Annotated in this window: 20 protein-coding genes; 4 read left to right on the top strand and 16 right to left on the bottom strand. The window is 51.3% G+C overall.

Annotation, left to right across the window (positions count from 1 at the left end):
- Positions 1-7: 7 nt before the first annotated feature.
- Positions 8-334, bottom strand: coding sequence for a SpoVG family protein (locus BUB73_RS11890; RefSeq protein WP_073286133.1), 327 nt, complete (start codon positions 332-334; stop codon positions 8-10).
- A gap of 201 nt (positions 335-535) precedes the next feature.
- On the opposite strand from BUB73_RS11890, the gene BUB73_RS11885 reads away from it, so the two are divergent.
- Entirely contained in the window at positions 536-1,087 is a 552-nt protein-coding gene (locus tag BUB73_RS11885) for a carbohydrate-binding family 9-like protein (RefSeq protein ID WP_073159672.1), read from the top strand.
- 27 nt (positions 1,088-1,114) lie between these two features.
- Here the strand turns inward: BUB73_RS11885 and BUB73_RS11880 are convergent, their stop codons facing one another.
- The 10 genes from BUB73_RS11880 to BUB73_RS11840 form a co-directional block, all read right to left on the bottom strand.
- Complete coding sequence (locus BUB73_RS11880) at positions 1,115-1,870, bottom strand: acyl-[acyl-carrier-protein] thioesterase (protein WP_073159555.1); 756 nt, start codon at positions 1,868-1,870, stop codon at positions 1,115-1,117.
- Positions 1,871-1,994: 124 nt separating this feature from the next.
- Entirely contained in the window at positions 1,995-3,773 is a 1,779-nt protein-coding gene (locus tag BUB73_RS11875; RefSeq protein ID WP_073286130.1) for an alpha-1,4-glucan--maltose-1-phosphate maltosyltransferase, read from the bottom strand.
- Between the two features lie 115 nt (positions 3,774-3,888).
- A complete protein-coding gene (locus tag BUB73_RS11870; protein WP_073237348.1) occupies positions 3,889-5,292 on the bottom strand; it encodes a carbohydrate binding domain-containing protein in 1,404 nt (467 codons plus the stop codon).
- Positions 5,292-6,140, bottom strand: coding sequence for a TIGR02147 family protein (locus BUB73_RS11865; RefSeq protein ID WP_073286127.1), 849 nt, complete (start codon positions 6,138-6,140; stop codon positions 5,292-5,294). The genes BUB73_RS11870 and BUB73_RS11865 overlap by 1 nt, the downstream gene beginning before the upstream one ends.
- Before the next feature lie 95 nt (positions 6,141-6,235).
- Positions 6,236-6,859 carry a GNAT family N-acetyltransferase gene (locus BUB73_RS11860; RefSeq protein ID WP_073286125.1) on the bottom strand — a complete coding sequence of 208 codons (624 nt, stop codon included), beginning with the start codon at positions 6,857-6,859 and terminating at the stop codon, positions 6,236-6,238.
- A gap of 355 nt (positions 6,860-7,214) precedes the next feature.
- Positions 7,215-8,717 (bottom strand): Na+/H+ antiporter NhaC family protein, encoded by a 1,503-nt coding sequence (locus tag BUB73_RS11855; protein WP_073159545.1) that lies wholly within the window; start codon positions 8,715-8,717, stop codon positions 7,215-7,217.
- Position 8,718: 1 nt separating this feature from the next.
- Positions 8,719-8,889, bottom strand: a complete 171-nt coding sequence (locus tag BUB73_RS17355) for a hypothetical protein (protein ID WP_158236688.1) — start codon at positions 8,887-8,889, stop codon at positions 8,719-8,721.
- Between the two features lie 29 nt (positions 8,890-8,918).
- Positions 8,919-9,242 (bottom strand): DUF3392 family protein, encoded by a 324-nt coding sequence (locus BUB73_RS11850; RefSeq protein WP_073159543.1) that lies wholly within the window; start codon positions 9,240-9,242, stop codon positions 8,919-8,921.
- 9 nt (positions 9,243-9,251) lie between these two features.
- Positions 9,252-9,803: a dephospho-CoA kinase gene (coaE, locus tag BUB73_RS11845; protein WP_073286122.1), complete on the bottom strand. Its 552-nt coding sequence runs from the start codon at positions 9,801-9,803 to the stop codon at positions 9,252-9,254.
- A 22-nt stretch (positions 9,804-9,825) separates the two neighbouring features.
- The gene (locus tag BUB73_RS11840) at positions 9,826-10,695 is read right to left on the bottom strand and encodes a DMT family transporter (RefSeq protein WP_073237337.1); all 870 of its coding nucleotides are present in this window, start codon (positions 10,693-10,695) and stop codon (positions 9,826-9,828) included.
- Between the two features lie 84 nt (positions 10,696-10,779).
- Between BUB73_RS11840 and mscL the strand changes: the two genes are divergently transcribed.
- Entirely contained in the window at positions 10,780-11,229 is a 450-nt protein-coding gene (gene mscL, locus BUB73_RS11835; protein WP_073286119.1) for a large conductance mechanosensitive channel protein MscL, read from the top strand.
- Between the two features lie 102 nt (positions 11,230-11,331).
- On the opposite strand, the gene BUB73_RS11830 is transcribed toward mscL, so the two are convergent.
- The 4 genes from BUB73_RS11830 to BUB73_RS11815 form a co-directional block, all read right to left on the bottom strand.
- Complete coding sequence (locus BUB73_RS11830) at positions 11,332-12,528, bottom strand: DNA replication/repair protein RecF (RefSeq protein ID WP_073159535.1); 1,197 nt, start codon at positions 12,526-12,528, stop codon at positions 11,332-11,334.
- Positions 12,525-13,511: a PorV/PorQ family protein gene (locus BUB73_RS11825; protein WP_175547658.1), complete on the bottom strand. Its 987-nt coding sequence runs from the start codon at positions 13,509-13,511 to the stop codon at positions 12,525-12,527. The genes BUB73_RS11830 and BUB73_RS11825 overlap by 4 nt, the downstream gene beginning before the upstream one ends.
- 86 nt (positions 13,512-13,597) lie before the next feature.
- Positions 13,598-15,220, bottom strand: a complete 1,623-nt coding sequence (locus BUB73_RS11820) for a hypothetical protein (RefSeq protein WP_073237332.1) — start codon at positions 15,218-15,220, stop codon at positions 13,598-13,600.
- A gap of 20 nt (positions 15,221-15,240) precedes the next feature.
- Entirely contained in the window at positions 15,241-15,885 is a 645-nt protein-coding gene (locus tag BUB73_RS11815; protein ID WP_073159531.1) for a LolA family protein, read from the bottom strand.
- A 126-nt stretch (positions 15,886-16,011) separates the two neighbouring features.
- On the opposite strand from BUB73_RS11815, the gene BUB73_RS11810 reads away from it, so the two are divergent.
- Both BUB73_RS11810 and opgC read left to right on the top strand, forming a co-directional pair.
- A complete protein-coding gene (locus BUB73_RS11810; protein WP_073159529.1) occupies positions 16,012-17,130 on the top strand; it encodes a hypothetical protein in 1,119 nt (372 codons plus the stop codon).
- 21 nt (positions 17,131-17,151) lie between these two features.
- Positions 17,152-18,186, top strand: coding sequence for an OpgC domain-containing protein (gene opgC, locus BUB73_RS11805; protein WP_073286117.1), 1,035 nt, complete (start codon positions 17,152-17,154; stop codon positions 18,184-18,186).
- A gap of 127 nt (positions 18,187-18,313) precedes the next feature.
- On the opposite strand, the gene BUB73_RS11800 is transcribed toward opgC, so the two are convergent.
- Positions 18,314-19,375 carry a hypothetical protein gene (locus tag BUB73_RS11800; protein WP_073159525.1) on the bottom strand — a complete coding sequence of 354 codons (1,062 nt, stop codon included), beginning with the start codon at positions 19,373-19,375 and terminating at the stop codon, positions 18,314-18,316.
- Between the last annotated feature and the right edge of the window lie 76 nt (positions 19,376-19,451).

The following is a 19,451-nucleotide window of genomic DNA, read 5'->3' as shown; positions in this document are numbered from 1 at the left end:
AACCTTCCTAGGCCATGGCGGCCTGATAGCGTTCAAGAACACAGTTTTCGATGTGCTCACGGAGCTGGCGGGTAACGGGAGAGCAAATGGTGCGGAATTCCTCGCCCTTATAGAAAGGATCGTTCGGATAGCCCACAAACATACCGTTTTCACCATCCATCACACGAAGACCACGAATCAACATCTGGTCATTCAGGACTACGGTGGCAAGCCCCTTAATATGTCCCATGCTAGGTCCTTCCTTAAAAGGGAAAACCTGGACACTGGTGACTGCAAGACAATCAAACTGACTTGTTGCCTGTTTGACTTCACTTTCTTTTATCTGTTCTGCCATAAAGACCTCCTAAGTCATTGGCGTTAACTTATCCAACATCTAACGGTTTACCAGAACCGTCCGATGACGCCCCCCTTAATGCAAAAGCCATGCCAAATACAAAAACGCCCTTTTTCATCAAAAAAAGGCATTCCCATTTTTTCATTCTAAATTAAGCAGCGATTAATCACTGATTAATCAGTGATTATCTATCTTATAGCCATGCTTCTTAATGCAAATCTAAACTGGCCTCAGAATCAGGGAAAAGTTCTCCCCTCAGTCCTTGCCGACGTAGAAATCAGCGCCGACTATTTTACCGTCAGCTTTACCATCGAGGAACCCGACACCTGCTTCCGTGCCGAAGTGCAAGAAGACAACGGCCGCAGTTGGGAAGATTCCTGCGTAGAAATTTTCCTGCAGAACCCAGCAAACCCCAGCGAGTACTTCAACTTCGAAACGACAAGCCGAGGTTTCCTGCTGGCAGCCCACGGGCCAGATCGCAACAACCGTACCACCCTGTCCCAGGAAGACATCAACAAGGTCATCCGCACAAAGCAAGTGGCCAGCGTCGCCGGGAACCTGGTCTGCTGGGGAATGACCGTACAGATTCCCGCCAGCCTCTTCGGGCTGAATTCATTTGTCGGAAAGTCTCTTCGTGGCAACCTCTATAAATGCGGCGACAAGTCCCAGTCGCCCCACTATCTGAGCGCCTTCCCCGTAGAAACAGAAAAGCCGGATTTTCACCGGCCCGAATTCTTCAGAGAATTTGTATAAAGTGCGCGGCGATTACTGCCGCGTTTTTTATTTCATCTTGATTTTCATTTCGAAGACCTGACGTCCTGTCTCATCTTCAATCTTCATGTAGGTGGCGCCCTTGTGGTCCGCACGGAAAATCTTCAGCAGAGTTCCTTCCATGGACTCTCCCAAAAAATGGACTTCCATTTCGGAGGGAGTACAAAGTTCCCAGTCTGCAGAAGAGAACACGTTCATCGACAATTCGATGTACTTGATGTTGTTCATATGATGAGACATGTCCAGATGCTGAGGCAGAACCCGCTGCTGGTAAATCTCTTCGTACTCATCGGGAGTCACTTCGAACTTGGTAAACTTGTCATCGAGGACCTGTTCCGGGAAACCCTCTGTAGGAAAGCCCACCGTAGAAAGTTTCATGGGACGATGACGTACCAAATCCAGGCAGCAGGCCTCCTGTACGGCCAACACAATGGGTTCGCCCTCGGTTGTGGTAATGGCGGTACTTTCATAAGTTCGAATCAGGCTGTTACTTGTAGGGTATGAAGTCGTCACCACCTTATCACCCCAGAACGGGCGCTGGAAAAATTTCAGTTTGGCCTTGGAAATAACCCAATAGCCGCCCTTTTCCTTTACGAAAAAATTATCCTGTTTGAGTTTCCCCAGATTTTCACAGAGGTTATCCTGGACCATAAGAACCGTCTGGGCCACGCCCATTTTCCCGGACACGTCAATATAAGCCGACGTAACGGTACGGGGCTTCTGAAAAACAAGGGGATTTTTTGCGAGAGAATAAATATCAATCATGGCAGTGAAGAGTGAAGAGTGAATAGTTTACTTGATTAATATATATGCAAAAAAGAAAAAGTACCGGCAAAAATGTCGGTACTTCCTGAAAAAGTTTCGTTCGCGAGGCCGCGACGTTCAACTCTTAGATCTTTTTAAGAACCAAGAGATGGCCAGGAGCCTTGTTGGGATCCAGACGGACGAAGTTCTTGTTGCCGCGCCAGACGAAGGATTCGTCGGTGAGCAAGTCCTTCAGGAAGAAGAAGGAATCTTCGTTCAGGCCGAGCTTAGACATATCCAGTTCCACCATGCCTTCCTGGGCGTTGTCCATGTCCATGTTGCAGACGAACAGGAGAACGTCTTCGCCAGACTTCTTGGAGTAAACCATGAGCTGGTCGTTGGCGCAGTAGTGGAAGTCCAGGTTGTCGTATTCCTGGAGAGCCGGATGTTCAAGGCGGGCAGTGTTCACGCGGCGGACGAAGTCCTGGATGCCGGGGCCGGCCCAGTTGTGAACCTTGTACTGGTACTTTTCGGAATCCTGCAGTTCTTCCTTGATGGGAGACGGAATGTTTTCGCAGAGTTCGTAACCGTTATACATACCGGTAAGGCTGGAAAGGGTACCAGCCAGGAAGTAGCGCTGCTTGAAGGCATTTGCACCCTTGTAAGCCAGATACTTGGGGAAGATGTCCGGTGTGGTCGGGAAGAAGATGCCGCGCATGTATTCCTTGGCGTCGGACTGGGTCAGTTCCTTCAGGTACTGTTCGAATTCCCACTTGGCGCTACGCCATGCGAAGTAGGTGTAGCTCATGTCGAAGCCAGCCTTGGCCAGGCGATGCATCATCTTGGGACGGGTGAAGGCTTCTGCCAGGAACACCAGTTCCGGACGCTTTTCCTTGACGTCGGCGATGAGCCATTCCCAGAACGGGAAGGGCTTGGTGTGCGGGTTATCGATACGGAAGATTTCCACGCCCTTGTCGGCCCAGAACAGGATGATGTTTTCGATTTCCTGCCAGAGTTCCTTGTAGTTCTTGTTGTAGTAGTCGAAGGGGTAAATGTCTTCGTACTTCTTGGGCGGGTTTTCAGCAAACTTGATGGAGCCATCAGGTTCGTGGTAGAACCATTCCGGATGTTCCTTAACGTAGGGGTGATCCGGGGAGCAGTTCAAGGCGATGTCCAGAGCCAGGCGCAAACCCTTGGAGCGTGCAGCCTTGGCAAAATGTTCAAAGTCCTTCATGGAGCCCAGTTCAGGGTCGGTAGCATAGTGGCCGCCGAACTTATTACCCACTGCGTAGGGGCAACCCGGTTCCAGGGGCTTACCCTTCTTGTCGGTCTTGGCGTGGAGGGCGTTGTTGGCACCCTTACGGTTGGTGACACCAATGGGGTGAATGGGAACCAGGTAAACTGTATCGAAGCCGAGGTCAGCGATGTAGTCCAGCTGCTTTTCGCAGTCCTTCCAGGTAGCGCTCTTGGTGGCGTCGGTACCCTGGGACTTGGGCCACATTTCGTACCAAGTACCGGTACGTGCATAAGCCGGGTCAACGCGGAGCTTCATCACCGGGCTTTCGGTGGGCTTGTCCTTGGGCTCGATGGTCCAGGCGCAAACCTTGTATTCGTAATAGCCGATGTTGTTGACGGTAAAGGAACCTTCCCAGAGGTCGTTGTCAACGAAATGCATGGGAGCCTGTTCCCACTTGACGGCGGCAGGCTTTGCTGCGGCCTTGGCGGTCTTCTTGGCCTTGCCTTCTACGGGGACATGTCGGTAAAAAATTGCGGCGTCATACTTCTCGTGGCTGTGGCGGAAAATGTCTGCCTGCACGGTCACGGAATCACCCGGTTCGCGCTTGATCATGAAACGGCCGCCCTCGATGTTCGGGCGGATATTCTCGATAACGAGATTGTCTTTTAAAGTAGGAATCATTGCCATAGTGCTATAAAATTAGAAAGGTTAAAGGATAATGGTTATAGACGTTCCATCAAAGTTATAGAAAAAAGGCACCCACCAGGATGCCTTTAAAAGTCTGCGTTGTTTCCTTGCGATCTTACTTACTCAAACGAAGGACCTGGGCTTCCTTGATTCGGAGGACTCTTTCCGTCTTGCCCAGATTCAGTTCAAAGCGGGCAAAGGGATCGTTCACTTCGGGAGTAAATTCAATCTCGATAGACTGACCGGTCTGTGCCACTTCCTTGTGTTCCGAGAAGCCAACCGCTTCGTAAGTGGAGTAGGAACCGATTCTAACCGTAATCTCACCTTCCACTTCAGACCAGATGGTAAAGATACACTTGTACTTGACACCGGCAATGAGAGCCACATTCTCCTGCATGAGCTGAACGCTGTAGGAGTAGTTGCCACCCTTGGTCACGTTCACCTTCATGATACGGTCGCCACTCCTTTCGGTAACGATAGCGGTGTCGGCCTTGCCGCCAAGCTGGGTCTTGAAGATCCAATCGGTGGTAAAGGGAGACTTGAAGTTTCCATTGATCAAGGTGTTCTCGCCAAGACCTGCAGCGATATTCTTCCAGATGTCGTTCACGTAGTCCATGCGTTCCACATTTTCGACACCGGCCGTATCAGCTTCGCCAACTTCCAGGTACTTATAGCGCAGCGGCTGGAAGCTAGGAATGAAGCGGTTATTCAGAGAATCCCAAAGGGCCGCGTTATTCTTTTCGTCGATGAGGATAACGCCGTCAGACAAATCAGCCTTGGAGAAGTCAAGACCGTCAGCGAACTTCTTGACGCGGAACTCCACCTGCAGGTTTGCCACATTCTTCGCGGAATCGATTTCAATCTGGGAATAATGATAGCGCAACTGCAAAGCCTGGAAGTGAGACAGGCTAAAGATAAAGGGAACATACTTACCATCGCGCAGCACTCGGCCATAAACCTTGCCGGCCTTATGGGGCTTGAAGGAAACACCAATTTCCTTCAGGTAGAAGTCCGATTCAGGCAACAGGTCGATCTTGCTGAAATCTTCTTCAACAAAGGACTGTTCCGTAAAGGAAATAGGCATGGTTTCCACGTCGGACCCTTCGTAGGGCCAGACCGTCAGACCGCGGGTCAATATGGTGTCCGTCACACTGACGTAAATGCTGTTGTATGTACGGACATTCGTCAGTTCCAGTGCAAAGGTATCCAGAATCACAGCACTATCGCTGGAGGAAGCCTTTGTAAGCGCACGGGCGGCAGTACCCTTATCGTAATCCACAACAAAGCTAGCGGTAAGCGGCAGGGACACAGGTTCTTCCGGTTCCGGAAGAATGGAATCATCCGGAGTAATCACGGGAATAGAATCCTGTCCCGTGGTATCCCCATCGGCGATAGGATTATCCAGGGACGGGTTGCCAATTTCTATACCAGCGACAGACTTGTCATCGGCACAGGCGACCAACGACAAACCAGTTAGCATCAAGCTGGCGAAAGCGGCTATGGACAAAAAGAAACGCATCACACTCCTCGAGTCAGCGGGAACAGCTGAATGTTGATTTGTACAACCTCTTCAGCTTCTCCGGCTTTTGCAGAGAAATCTAGTAGTTCTTTTCGCATAAGTTGCAAATGTTTCTTCAAATTAACGAAATCAGAGCGCTTAATTCCAAAAGTCAAGGCGGAAACGTCCCTTTCGGCACCCGGAAGGTCGTTCAGCATCTTGTTTGAAAGGCTAAGCATCTGGTTGTGGTACATCTTGACCACAACATCCTGGACTTCGTCGTCGGTCGTAATCAGCGGATTACTCTGTCTATAACCGTTAGCGGTCTTTACCAGCAGACCCAACTCCAACAGCAAGTTCAGGGATTCAGTCACCTGCGCCGGGGTAATCAAGCCACGGAGACGCTTGGAAATCTGGTCGGGGATAGGACGGAAATCCTTGAGTCCCACCATTTCCAGAATTGCGGAATGATGCCATTCCTTAAAAATTCGAAGCTGAGCCTTGTCCATCTTGTGCAGCTTGGAGCGAGGGCTTGCCTTGATCAACTGGGCGTAGTAGATTTTCTTGTCTTCGTCAGTTGTCGCCTGGTTAAAGAAAACCAGACTTTCAAAATATGCGGCACGTTGATTCTCGAGACCGAGACCGTGGATAAGCTTGGTAGCAGTGTTCTTTGTGATGTTACGCTTGCCGTCGATGGCAAGTTTCAGATGAGCATGACTAGAAAGCCCGGCCTTTTCGGCAAAAAAACGCAAACTGAAGGCCGCAGTGGTCTTCTTCTTATACTCGTAATAGTCCCTAAGGTACACCCTGTAATTGGTGTACTGCAGAACATCAGGTTCTACGAGGATATTTTCTTTCCCATTTTCCATACTTAGAAAGATAGAAGAGTGCGCCTCAATATTGAAAAAATAATCTCTTTTTGTTGTTTACTCGAGTAAACATTCTGTAACCAGAAAAACAATTCCTAACCATCGCGGGCAAGCCTTGAAAAACGGACATGATCCACGAAAATCCCGTTTTTTAGCTCAAAATCGCGACATATACCCTCTTCGCGGAACCCACAGCGGCGAGCCACCCCCTGACTTTTGGGATTTTCCACCGAGGCGAAAAGTTCCAATCGGTTTAACCGCAGAGTGTCAAGGGCAAACCTACAAAGGCACTCCAGGGATTCCGTCATGAGACCGCGACCGGTAAATTCCCTGAACAGCCAATAACTCAAGGTGGCAGAATGGTTCCCCATGTTCACGTCCATCATCAGGAAGCCTGCCAGGTTCCCGACGGAGTTTTCGGCAACGTTCGCAATGGAGTTCGAGCCGCCTTCTGCCGTTTCGAAGATCTGCCAACAGCCGCCCTGGGACAAGTGAGCCTGCAGACACCAGGAGCGGGCCCTCTTTCTAAGATCCGCAGGAGACGTTTCCGCAATCCAGGGTAAGTGTTCCAGAAGAAATTCCCGGGAACCGCAAATCTTTTGGTACAGCGCGTCAGACGCCGCCTCGTCCAGTTCCCGCAGGCCAACAAGCGTTACCCGCGCCCCCTTCAGGTTCGCGGTTTCAAACACCTCGGAAAAATGTTCCTCAAAAGAATCCATGCCTTAAAGTTAGAAACTCACCACCCGGCATTCCACCGTATAAAAAAAAGCCGGCGCAGATATACCGCACCGACCTTTCTCTCTCAGTGTTAAACTTAACCGTAAACGTAACCTAGAACAGCTGCAATCACGGAAAGAACGACAATCTGTTTGACAATGAAAAGTTCATGTGACTTCATATTGGTTCCTCAAGTTCTACGAATGAGAAAATACAAAGTCAATTTCAGGAAAACAACGAATGTAAGAAGATAATCACAAAAAGACATCCCGGGTGTGAACTATATCAAAACCACGGGATGCTTAACTTTTTTTTACAATTTTCGCCGTTAAAATTTCATATTTAGGCGCGACCGTCTTACTTCCGCATTCTCTTCTTGATCAGGAACAGACCACCCACAATCATGGAAGCACCCAGGATCAACGAGATAACAGCACTGCGGGTAAAGCCCGCAATAATAAAGGTCACGAAGGAAACGCTGGCCACGTAAAGTACGTAGGGCAGCTGCGTATTCACATGGTTCACATGTTCGCACTGAGCGCCGGCGCTGGCCATGATGGTCGTATCCGAAATGGGAGAGCAATGGTCTCCGCAAACGGCACCAGCCATACATGCAGAAATAGAAATCACCATGAGGCTGTAGTCAACACCGCCAAAGGCTGCCACCACGATAGGAATCAGGATGCCGAAAGTCCCCCAGGATGTTCCCGTCGCAAAAGCCAGGAATGCCGCAATGACAAAGATGATGGCGGGCATGAAATTCATGAAACTCGCCGCACTGCCGCTTACGACACCGGCAACAAATTCCTTTGCACCAAGAGTATCTGTTACGCCCTTCAAGGTCCAGGCGAGACTCAGAATAAGAATGGCAGGAACCATGGCCTTGAAACCAGCCGGCAGACATTCCATGCACTTGCCAAAGCGAAGTACACCGCGAGACACATACAAAATAACAGTCAGTACAAGAGCAGCGAAGGAACCCAACACAAGACCGATAGAAGCATCGCTTGCACCGAACGCATCCACAAAGCCCTTGGCCTCCTTACCACTGGCAAAGAATCCACCTGTATAAATCATACCGATGGTACAAAAGACAATGAGCAGCACAATGGGGAGCACCAGGTCCATCACCTTGCCACGACCTTCAGGAACGACAGGTTCTTCCCTTTTCGCAGCAGCGATTTCAACGGCGGACTCAAACTTCTTCATGGCACCGAAATCGATTTTCCAAAAAACAACCAGGAAAATGGCAAGCAAGGTAAACAGGGCGTAAAAATTAAAGGGAATCGCCTTGATGAAAAGTCCCAGTCCATCTTCGCCTTCCACAAAGCCCGACACAGCGGCAGCCCAGGAACTGATGGGGGCAATAATGCAGACCGGGGCCGCAGTAGAATCGATAAGGTAAGAAAGCTTTTCGTGACTGACCTTGTACTTGTCGGTAATGGGGCGCATAACGCTACCCACCGTAAGGCAGTTAAAATAATCGTCAATAAAAATCAGGATGCCAAGACAGATCGTGGCCAGCTGGGCTCCCGTCTTTGTCTTGATGCGCTTCTTGGCCCACTCACCAAAGGCTGCCGAACCACCCACACGATTCATGAGGGCGACCATGGTTCCAAGAATGACTAGGAACAGGAGGATGCCTACGTTCCAGGGATCAGAGACCTTGGCTACAAGGCCATTCTTGAAAATGGAATCCAAAAAAGTCGGAAAGCTACCCTGGCTAATGAAAAGGGCGCCAATCACCACACCGGCAAAAAGCGAAGAATAGACTTCCTTTGTCAGCAAGGCAAGGGCAATAGCCACAATCGGGGGAACCAGAGCCCAGAAAGTTCCGCTAGCAAAAATCCACTGTTCCATATTAAGGTTCCTTTTCTAAACTGGCGAGGGGTTGCTTGATGCCAGATTCTTCCAGCTTTTCAAGGACGGCAATTGCGTAGTTCAAGGCATCTAGTGCCCTTGAATTGGCGTACACCTTCATATCATTCAGGGCCATTATGGCCCTTACGTTATCCATCTTTTTTTCGCTCATACAATCTCCTTTGAACGAAGTCTTAAAAATCAAACATCCTTACCGCGGTAAGCCATAATGGCCAGCACCACAAAACTCCCTGCGATGATTCCGATCAAGGGCAAGTCGGCCTGGTTCATCAGGAACATCTTGAAAAGTTTAACCGCCTGTGAACTGATGAAAGCATAACCAGCAGAACACAGGATCACGAACAAGGCGAAACGGCCCACAAAGGGCACGCTCCTGGTAATCTTCTTGAAGTAGCCATTGATGGATGCGCCATAAATCATTAGAAGCGTGGCGATGATACCCACCGAAATAGAATCCATGTGGAATCTGAGAAAGCCTGCAAACTCGTGGATGTAGTGATTCATGCCCCTAATCTAAAACAGATTAGGAAGTATGTCAACCGAGGAGTTGTCGATAAACCGCAGAGGCTTGTTCGGGAATAATTTGCGCCAGGCCTCTTCGGAATCCTTGTCCTTCTGCAGTTCCATGCGGCGCAAGGCATCGGCCTCGTTCATATTGCGGTTCTTGGTAAGGCGCTGGAGACGCACTTCTGGCGAGGCCATGACCACCCAGATTTCAGACAGATGTTCCACCAGCTCAGGGACATTCTCGAAAAGGGCGGCCTCCACAAAGTCGGGATTTTCCTTGATGAGGTAGGAAGTCAAAACCGGATAGACCAGATTTTCTAGGCGGAGTCGGGCGCCCGCATCCCTAAAAATCAGGTCGGCAAAAAAATTGCGGTTCACGCCGGATTCCGTCAGCGATTCCGGGCCGAATTCGTTGGCGATGGCTGAGCGCAATTCACCATGGTCGCGGTACAGCTGATGCACGGCCAGGTCTGCATCGATTACACGGATTTTACGTTCGCGGAGCTTGTGTCCTACGAAGGATTTTCCTGCACCAATCTGACCTGTTATACCGATCATAATTACCGCTAAAAATCAAGGGCTACTTGCCCAAGGCAATCATGCAAAGACCCGTGATGATGCCGAAGAGGGCGGCCCACTTCAGCGGACTCTTGCGTTCCTTGAACAGCACGAGACCCGCCACGAAACCAATAAGCACGCTGGAACGGCGGAACACCGTAATCAACGAAATCAAGGCATCGGGGTTGCTCACCGCCAAGAAATAACAGCGGTCAGCTACCGTCAACAGAACCGCCACCAGAAGGAATGTCCAGCGGAACTTGAAAGGCGTGGTGGTCTTGCGCTTGGGGAACCAGGTAATGGCGCAAACTGCAAATTGCCACAGAAGCATGTAGATGCTGAACCACACCTGCACCGTCGTCGGCTCGAAATCCATACGCTGCAAGATAAACTTGTCGTAGGCGCCACTGCAAGCCGCAAGCATTGTGCCCAGGACCATGCAGATCACCCAGCCGTTGCTAAAGAAATGTCCCATTTCCTTTCGGCCAGCCAGGCTCAGCGCCACATAGCTGCAAAGGCACACCGCCACACCGGCCCACTGCATGGCAAAGGGGCGTTCCCCCATCAAGGTCACCGCCAGGAAGATGGTAAAGACAGGCGCCAGCGCGCGAATCGTCGTTGCAATAGAAAGAGGCAAATGGGCCAGGGCGTTGTAAGTCAGAATCCAGCTTCCGCCCACAATCATGGCCTTACCCGCCAAAAAAAGATGACTCTGCCAGGGAAGACTCTGACAATTTCCCGTAAAAAGAACCGGAAGCATGAGCAAGGCATAAAATGCGCTGCACATGAAGAGCACGGGCCGTACAGCATTCCCCTGGACCGACTTTTTCTTGGCCAGGTCGTAAAATCCTAAAAAAATGGCCGAGGCGAGGGCCAAAATCAACCATGACATAACGCACACAATGTAGAAATCCCACTTGAAAACCCCAAGGTTTAAACTATTTTTAAGATAATCTTAACATAAAAGGAGCCCCACATGGGTATCAAAGGAAAAGCAACATCCCTGATCGAAGAATTCAAGGCCTTCGCATTCAAGGGCAACATCGTCGACATGGCTATCGGTGTGATCATCGGTGGTGCATTCGGTAAGATCGTCACTTCTTTCGTTAACGACATCGTGATGCCGGGCGTTACCGCTCTCATCGCCATGGGTGGTGCCAAGGACGCAGGCGAAGGCCTCAAGTCCCTCACCTACACTACCGAAGCTGGCGTCGCTATCCCCTACGGTAACTTCATCGGCGGCATCGTCGACTTCCTCATCGTGGCCATCGTGGTCTTCCTCGTCATGAAGAAGTTCCTGGGCTTCATGCAGAACATGCGCAAGGCTGAAGAAAAGCCCGCCGAACCTCCTGCACCGCCGGCTCCTCCTGAACCGTCTGCAGAAGAAAAGCTGCTCACCGAAATCCGCGACCTTCTCAAGAAGTAATAGTCCAACAATCAATTTGATTTTGGTCCGCGATTCACAAGCGCTAACTATGAAAAAGACTGTGGTTCAAACCACAGTCTTTTTTCGTTATAGGAAGTTCCGCTATAAACTCAGTTGGACTTCCGCATCAGCCGTAAAAGGCAAGTCTTCTTTTTGCGGAGTGGCGATCACCACCTGGCATTCCTTTTCGCGGATCAAGTCCGCCACGGCGTTTCGACGATTTACGTCCAGTTCCGCAAAGATATCGTCCAGCAAAAGTATGGGCTTGCTCAGATAGCGGGAAGCCACATCCACAGCGGCGAACCGCATGGCAAGAGCCGCAGAACGGCACTGCCCCTGACTTCCTACAGAACGCATTTCGTAACCGCCAATGCAAACCGCCAGGTCATCGCGATGAGGGCCGGCCATAGTCATCCCCTGCAGTTTCTCGACATATTCAAGGCCTGCCAGCTTGCGGGCAAAAGCCTCCCGCAAGGATTCCTCGGACACTATTTCGTCTTGCGGTTCCGCAGGAGATACTTCATCAAGTTCTTCGCCGTCCAAAAACTCGGCACCATCCAATGCATCCAATTCCTTGAGAATGGAACTCTTGTAGGCGCAGGTAATTTCGTCGACGCCACCCGAAAGCTTGCGGTAATAGCCCGTAATAATCGGAGACATTTCTTCGGTCAAGGTTAGACGAGCCGACCAGAGTTTTGCCCCCAAATCTATAAGTTGCTCCGTCAGAATTTTGAACAGATCCTCGCCGCCCACCACTTCCGCAGCAGACAATCCATTCCTTCGGTCCTGAGCGGCCTTCTTATACTGTTTAAGCCACTGGTTGCGCTGTTGCAGGACACGCTTGTAGCGGCGAAGCACCGCCCCATTGGCCGCCGACCGGTAGCACAGAATTTCATCGAGCCAATGGCGACGCACATCAGGCGCCCCGCGCAAAAGTTCAATGTCGGAAGGCTGCATAATCACCGCCGGGCAACTTCCAAAAAGTGCCGCAGCGGATTTCAGGCTTTCGCCATTTTCACGGACTTCGGCACCCCGCCTATGCACGCGGATTCCCCGATTCCTTTCCATGCCATTATCTTCAAAATGCCCCCGCAGGATCATTTCGTCGCACTTCCAGGAAATCGCTTCCTTCAGGTCCTTCGCCCTAAAGGAGAATCCTTGGGCCAGCAGGTGGATCGCCTCGAGGATCGTAGTCTTGCCGCATCCGTTAGGTCCGTAAACGACAGTAATGCCGGATCCAAGCTTCTGCTCGAACCCGGACAAGCTCCGCATACAGTTAACGGATACAAAATCAATCACGGAATGAAGCCCCTCAGGCCAAAGCTAAGAGGAGTCCAGAGGTCCGCCTCGGATTCATAGATCAAGGCGTAGTTCACGTCGAAGAGGTACTTCTTCTTGCCAATGCGGATGCGGAACTTGTAGCCCGCGCCAACAGTCCAGTCCAGGTCATCCATACCCAGGCGCAAAGTACCATCGGGAATGATTTCGCATTCAAAGCCCACGCGGCCAGTCCACACATGAAGATCCGGGTCAAAAGCCAGCAAGGTATCCGCCACCTGATAGTCAATGGCTTCCATCCAGGCATACACCGGCTTGCCCATGATGTGGGAACGGTACCCCACACCAATCTGCAGCACCTTGGGGCGAACGCCATCGGAACTGGCCACAGAGTTATCGGTGCTGGTGTTCTTGGACCACTTGGCAGAAAGATTTTCGCTAAAGCTCAAGTTGCGGATCACTACGGAAGTCGACCACTTCTCATTCCACTGACGCAACCAGCTCAAGTTCAAGGTCATGGGGCTGCGGTAATCATCCACCAGTTCAACGCCTTCGAAATATTCAGAAATTCCCATGTTGTCATAGCTCATGGAAAGAGAAAGACCGAAGGCATCTCGGCGGGTGGCACGGTAGGCAAGACCCAAGTACATCATGGTAAAATAGGGCGAAGCGGTTCCAACGGTTTCATCATCTTCGTTAATCACGTCGAAGTTCAGGTCACCGCGATAAAGCATGGCAAAACCCACACCCATACGCTTGCCGATTTTCGTTTCGAGGCCCAGAGAACCACCGGCACGATCCAGGTCGCGCTTTTCGGCATTCAAGTTGTAATTGAAATTCTCACGGAAACCCAGGATGGCCGGATTCCAGTAAGCCGCAGGCATAGAAGCCGTATCGGCAGAACCTGTATTACCACGGCCCAGTTCGCGGGTACCGGCACCCATACGTTCTACAAAACCGTCAAAACTTCCAAGTGTAGCCTTCTTGCCCGCAAAAGCAGGCATTGCGCAAAAGACACACAACAAGAGGACCAGCAACCAAGAGTGCATTCTTTCATCTCTCGTCTGCAGCGAAGCGTTTTCTCTTCTCATTACTTGCGCCCTCCCAAAGTCATGACCTTGCCCCAGCCCACGTTATCGTGGTTGTCCTTTACGCGTACATAGTAGACACCCATGGTGCAGGGGCGCCCAGCCTTGTCGTAACCATCCCAGAAATCCACCTTGGGGTTGGTGCTGCGGGAATTGTCGGCATTGCGGGGGGCATCCTTTACGATAGTGCGAACCTTGCGCATGTCGTAGCTGAACACGTCAATGGTAATCTTGGAATCCTGGCTAACCTTGTAAGACACCAGGGCCTGATCGCCAGCGGTAATCACCGAGGGCACCATGCGGACAGAACCCAGGTTGTCGCCCAGCTTGGCACGATTCAAGATGGTGTTCCAGGTCTTGCCGGAATCAGCCGAAACAGAAACGCCGTTTCCGTAGGTGGACAGAGCCAGGCCTGTGCTGTTCTTTGTCAGGGGGAATGCACAAATAGAAGTGATAATGGCGTCGCGGTCCGTGGCTCCGGTTCCATAGCCGTAAAGCCAGGTGTTCCTGCCGTCATCATCCTGTTCCCAGGCGCGGACACCAGCAGAATCCAGCTTGAAGTAGCCGCTCACAGAAGTCGCAGAGGCACCCACAGCGATAAAAGCAGTCTTTCCAAGGAATGCGATCCCGCTTACGGTATAATCGCCTTCATCATACACTTCCTTCTTTACGGTCTTTCCTGCCGTATCCAAGAAGGCCACCTTCGCAAAATCCTTGGCATCCTTTTTCAGGCGCCACAGCCCACCCTTAATGGAGCCGCTCTTTCTGTAAGAAGTTTCTGCGATAATCTGCAGAGGTTCCCCGCCAATCCAGACACCCGTCACGCGGGAAGAATCCAGGGCAGAAGAGGCCTTCTTCACAGATCCGTCAGAAGAACGTTTCCACAGCCCCTTGGAAGTAGCCATCCACAGGTCACCTGTTTCGGGGTGCAGAGCCACCGCAAAAATGTCGGGGTTCTTCTTGCTGTTAAAGGAATAGCTGGACTTGGCAGAATCAAGAGTTTTCGTTTCGAGATTCAAGGCATAAAAACTCTTCTTCGCGCTGTTTCCAGAAACATCGTAAAGGGCGAGGCCGGCGGAACCGCGGGCAATCCACATCGCCTTGGCAGAAGAATCGTAGGCAAATCCGCTGGAGGCATAAGACATGGCCGAAGAATCGGTATCCTCTAACTTTTCGGGAACCGCAAGGGGCGTCCCGTAAATTTCATCTACACCGCGAACCGAGAAGAATCCCCTGGGCTGCAGGTAGGATTCATCGTCATTCATTCCCACCATCGGGAGGACATAGCCCAACTTACCAGCAAGAATAGAAGGGGTGCGACGACGTTCAGCCATATCGTCCCAGAAAATGCTGTCGTGGACTGCGGTCAGGGAATCATCCATCTGCCCCTGAGAAGATTCAGCCAGGCGAACCGTTCCGTCGCCAGCCACATTCAAAGTCAGAAGGGTAACACCGCTATAAATATCGCCACGGGAAAACACCCACAGCTTACCCGTTTCGGCCGAAGCGTTGACATTCAGCGTGTAGTTACTGAAAAGAGTTTCGGCGGCCAGGGCGGAACCGGCAAGCACCAGGCCTGCAGCCACCAAGCCTTTTAACCTTAAAATACCTTCAGTCCATTTCATAATATAACGTCCCTTTTCTGCTATCTCATATCGATTTCATCGACACCGGGAATGGCCTTGTATCTAAAATCGCTGTCGGAAACTTTCTTCATGACCTTCAGGTTAACGATGTTATACCAGGAACCGTTTCCAGAAGGGTCCATGGTAAACAGGCGCACCGGAGAAAAATCCTTTTGAGACAGCCACACTTCCATCTGGGTGAATTGCCCCGCATACTTCGAAGGGTCCAGTTTCAGTACCCACAACTTCTGGCCACCGAAATTGCCTTCGGTCATTTCCTTGGCGTTGCAGTTCAGGTATTTAAATAGAAGCTCGGAAGGGTGCAGCTGACTGGAAAGATCCTCCACGGCCTTGATCAGGACCTGCTTCTGCTCCACATTGTATTGCCACATGTCGACACCGTCGCTATAGAACTTGATGCCGGCGATATCAAGAACAAACTTATCGCCTTCGGCCACCTTGAGGCTACCCATCTGCGATGCGATATCCGGCGAATCCGCATAAAACACCTGCAGTTTAAAATCCAGGCTCCAGGCCTTACCGGACTTGAACCAGGCCTTGGATTTTTCCATGGCCTGACTTGCAGTCAGGGCAAAAGTCACCTGGGCCAACACCAAAAGAATAGCCACCAGGAATTGGGGTCTAAAGGAACATTTTCTTATCATAGTTATCAAAATTTACAAAAATACCCCCCATAATTTGTATTTCAAATTGTTTTTATGTTGGTCTACGACATTGGATATTGCTATCTTTAGGCGTGAAAATTTAACACCCAGTATTGGAATCACTGTATGCGCAAAATGATTTTGCCCATGGTCGCAATGACCGCCGCATTTGCAACTGCCGCCGACATCGAAGTCCACGGCGACGTGAATTTTGACTACGCCAGCTATTTTGACGAGGATTTTGACCCGGTCAACGCCGGCAACCAGGATATTGACCTTTCCGTAAAGGCAAATCTCGATGAAAACGTGTCTGTCGTCGTTAGCGGAACCACCCACAGCACCCTCGGCGCCACCGAAGAAGACTCTGAAGTCCGCCACGGCAAGGCCCGCGCAACCGCCATGGGCGAAGAAGGCCGCCACAATTCCTTCGAATTCGACGGCGTACAGCTCCGCTGGGACGTTAGCCACGACGTAAGCCTGGTCTTTGGCGACATGACCTACAGCGCAGGTGCATTCAACTACTACTTCTGGCGCGATGCCTCCCGCTACGCCGTAATCATCCGCGAAGAAAGCCTCCGCGGTTTCGGTGCTGAATTCGGCAACGACAAGTACGGCCACGGCGCATTCTACTTCGGCGCCTCCGACAACACCGACCATACCATGGACTTGTTCGTCACCTATGCATTCCCCATGCTGAACCACCCCGACGAACACTTGATCCTTACCCCCAGCCTTGACTGGGTATTCGGCGAAAACATCGGCCGCCCCAACACCTACTCCCTGGGCACCGAAGTGGACTACTCCAAGAGCTACGACAAGTTCAACTACGGCATCTACGCCGTCTGGGGTCTCCACCCGTACAAGGGCAAGGGCGTACACTCCTTCTTGCTGGAACCCAGCATGAACTACGGCGTATTCAACCTGGCCATGACCTACTTCTACGCCATTACCAATAGCGAATACGAAACCGCTCCCCAGCTGTCCACCGACGACCAGAAGCTCTTCGCAATCGAACCCAGCTTTAACCTCCACAAGAAGTACACCATGGGCTTCAGCTACGAACTCCATGACCCTGACACCGAAACCAGCGGCGACAGCTTCCACTTCCTGGGCATGAACCATTACCTGTATCCCACCATGAAGACCGAACTGGTATTCTGGTACGGCTACAACTTTGGCACCAAGAGCGGTCCCTTCGGAGATTCCAAGTTCTCCCTGGGCTTCAGCGGCAAGGCAAACTTCTAAGTTCAGCTAGCTTCGCTCCCTATGCGAATCAAGGCTCTGGATTCAATCCGTGGCATCCTGCTGCTGCAGATGACCCTGGATCACTTCGGAAAGCCCATTTCTCATTACCTATATCAGTGCTTCGGCTTCTTCAGTGCAGCCGAAGGCTTTTTTTTCTTATCGGGTTTTGTAGGCGCCTTGGCAGCCTTCAGCAAGTCTGCCAAGGATCCAAAGCAAACCTGGATGCGCTCCCGCGCATTCAAGATCTGGAAGTACCACAGCATTACGCTGGCAGCGGTCGCCATTGCCGCCTGCACCATCCTGACCCCGATCCGCGAATACTTCAGCAACTTCCCGGAACACCCGGTGCTAGTTAGCCTGTGGTCCATACCCATGGTGAACACGCCGGATTACCTTGACGTCCTGCCCCTTTACGTGGTCTTTCTGCTAATCGGTTCTGCGCTGTTCCCCCAGATGATCCGAGGGAACATTCTCGCCATCTGGTGCGCAAGCGTCGCCCTCTGGATTGCGGGGCAGTACGGCCTGCGGGACACCCTCAACAGCCTGTTCCCCAGATGGATAAACCACGGCTTTTTCGACCCGCTTTGCTGGCAGTTCCTTTATGTGACGGGGGCGGCCATTGCCGCCTGCTGGAAACGTTCCCAGGTCTTTACCCCTACATTCTTCAAAAAATTTGACCGCCTTATCCCGCTATTATTCATTATCCTTGTCTTCCTGTTCCTCTGGAGGCACGAATACATCCCCCTGCAGCAGCCCTCCAAGTTCTGGATAAGCAAGGCCGCAATCGGGCCGTTACGATTCGTCAACTTCATGGTGTTCGTCTCCCTGGTCAGCTGGATTGTCCGCCGCTTCCCCAGCGCACTGGACTTCAAGGTTACCAACGTCATCGGGCGCCACAGTCTAGACGTCTTTACGGCACACATCGTCCTGGTCTACATCTGGCTTGCCACCCCCGGCAGCATCCGTTACCACGAACCATGGAACATAGCCGCCCCCATTGCCGCATGCCTACTGCTGTGGCTCCTGGCAAAGATCCGAGAACCCCGCCAAAAATAAGGCGAACCATCAAGCGCCCCGCAAACAAGGCGAACGCAAATGCCCGCCACAAAAGCAAAGAGCCCCGGTTTTCACCGAGGCTCCTGTTGATTTTAAATCTGCTTCAGACTAAATCAGTCTTGGACTATTACTGACCGAGGTACTTGCGGCCGATACCGAATTCGTCCTTGTATTCGACGTAGTCAGGAACGAAGTCCTTAGCATAGGTGAAGGAGACGTTCACGGAGCACAGGAATTCGTTCATCAACTTACCCTTAGTGCCCTTCTTGATGGGCTGCTTCTTCTTTTCGATCTTTTCGTCGCCCTTCTTGCCAACGAGGACTTCAGCTTCGCACCAGCCACCGCTGACCTTAGCAATTGCTTCCTTACCGTCGGTAGAAACGACCTTGATCTTTTCGGGATCCAGTTCGGTGTTGTTACCGGTAGAGGCCCAGAACTGGAGCTCGCCGTTGAGAGAGCCCGGAGCCATCTTGATGGTGGGCAGAGCCATGACGTAGCCCCACTTGTCAACAAAGCGCTTGCCAGCAGCGTCGGCGATGTTTTCACCGAAGATCAGGAAGTAGCCACGAGTGGTCTTGCGGTTCTTGTTAAGAGCTGCCTTGACCTCTGCATTTTCGGGTGCGACGTATTCGAGGCGGAGCAGGCCGAATTCAGAAACCACCGGATCAGATTCATCCTTGATTTCGGGGAGAGCCTTGGCAACGACGGCGTTTTCTGCTTCGTTACGGAGGGTCTTTACAGAACCTTCGCCGACACCCTTGGACTTTGCATAGACCAGGGCGGTATCGATACGTGCAAAAGCGTTGATGATGGTGTTGAAGTCCACACCGTCCTGAGTAGCCTGCTGCTTACCGACAGTAGCCATCTTGGTGACGTATTCTTCAACAACTTCGGCGTTCTTGACTTCGGGCATGTTGACGCCAGCCTTGTCAAAGTAGCCGCTGATCAAATCGCTGTTAAGATCCTTCTTGGCTTCGATTTCTGCAGCACGGACCAGAGCGAGAGTGAAGTTATCGTAGAATTCGTCAGACACGCTACCCTTCTTCTTTGCTTCCAGGTAGGAGTTGATGGCGTTACGATAACGGCCTTCCTTAAGGTGTTCGTCACCACGCTTTTCGTTGGTTCCCTTGCAACCGACCATCGTAAAGGCGACGGCAGCAGCCAGAGAGGCAAGAAAGATCTTCTTCATTTTGTTTTCCTTCAGCCAATAGGGCTTTGTAAGTGTTTTATAAGCTTTTGCACCAAAAATTTGAATTTGGGCGTAT

It is taken from the genome of Fibrobacter sp. UWH6 (assembly GCF_900142465.1).
Taxonomy (GTDB): Bacteria; Fibrobacterota; Fibrobacteria; order Fibrobacterales; family Fibrobacteraceae; genus Fibrobacter.
The sequence above is the reverse complement of the archived record's forward strand: the minus strand, read 5'-3'. Positions and strand labels throughout refer to the sequence as shown.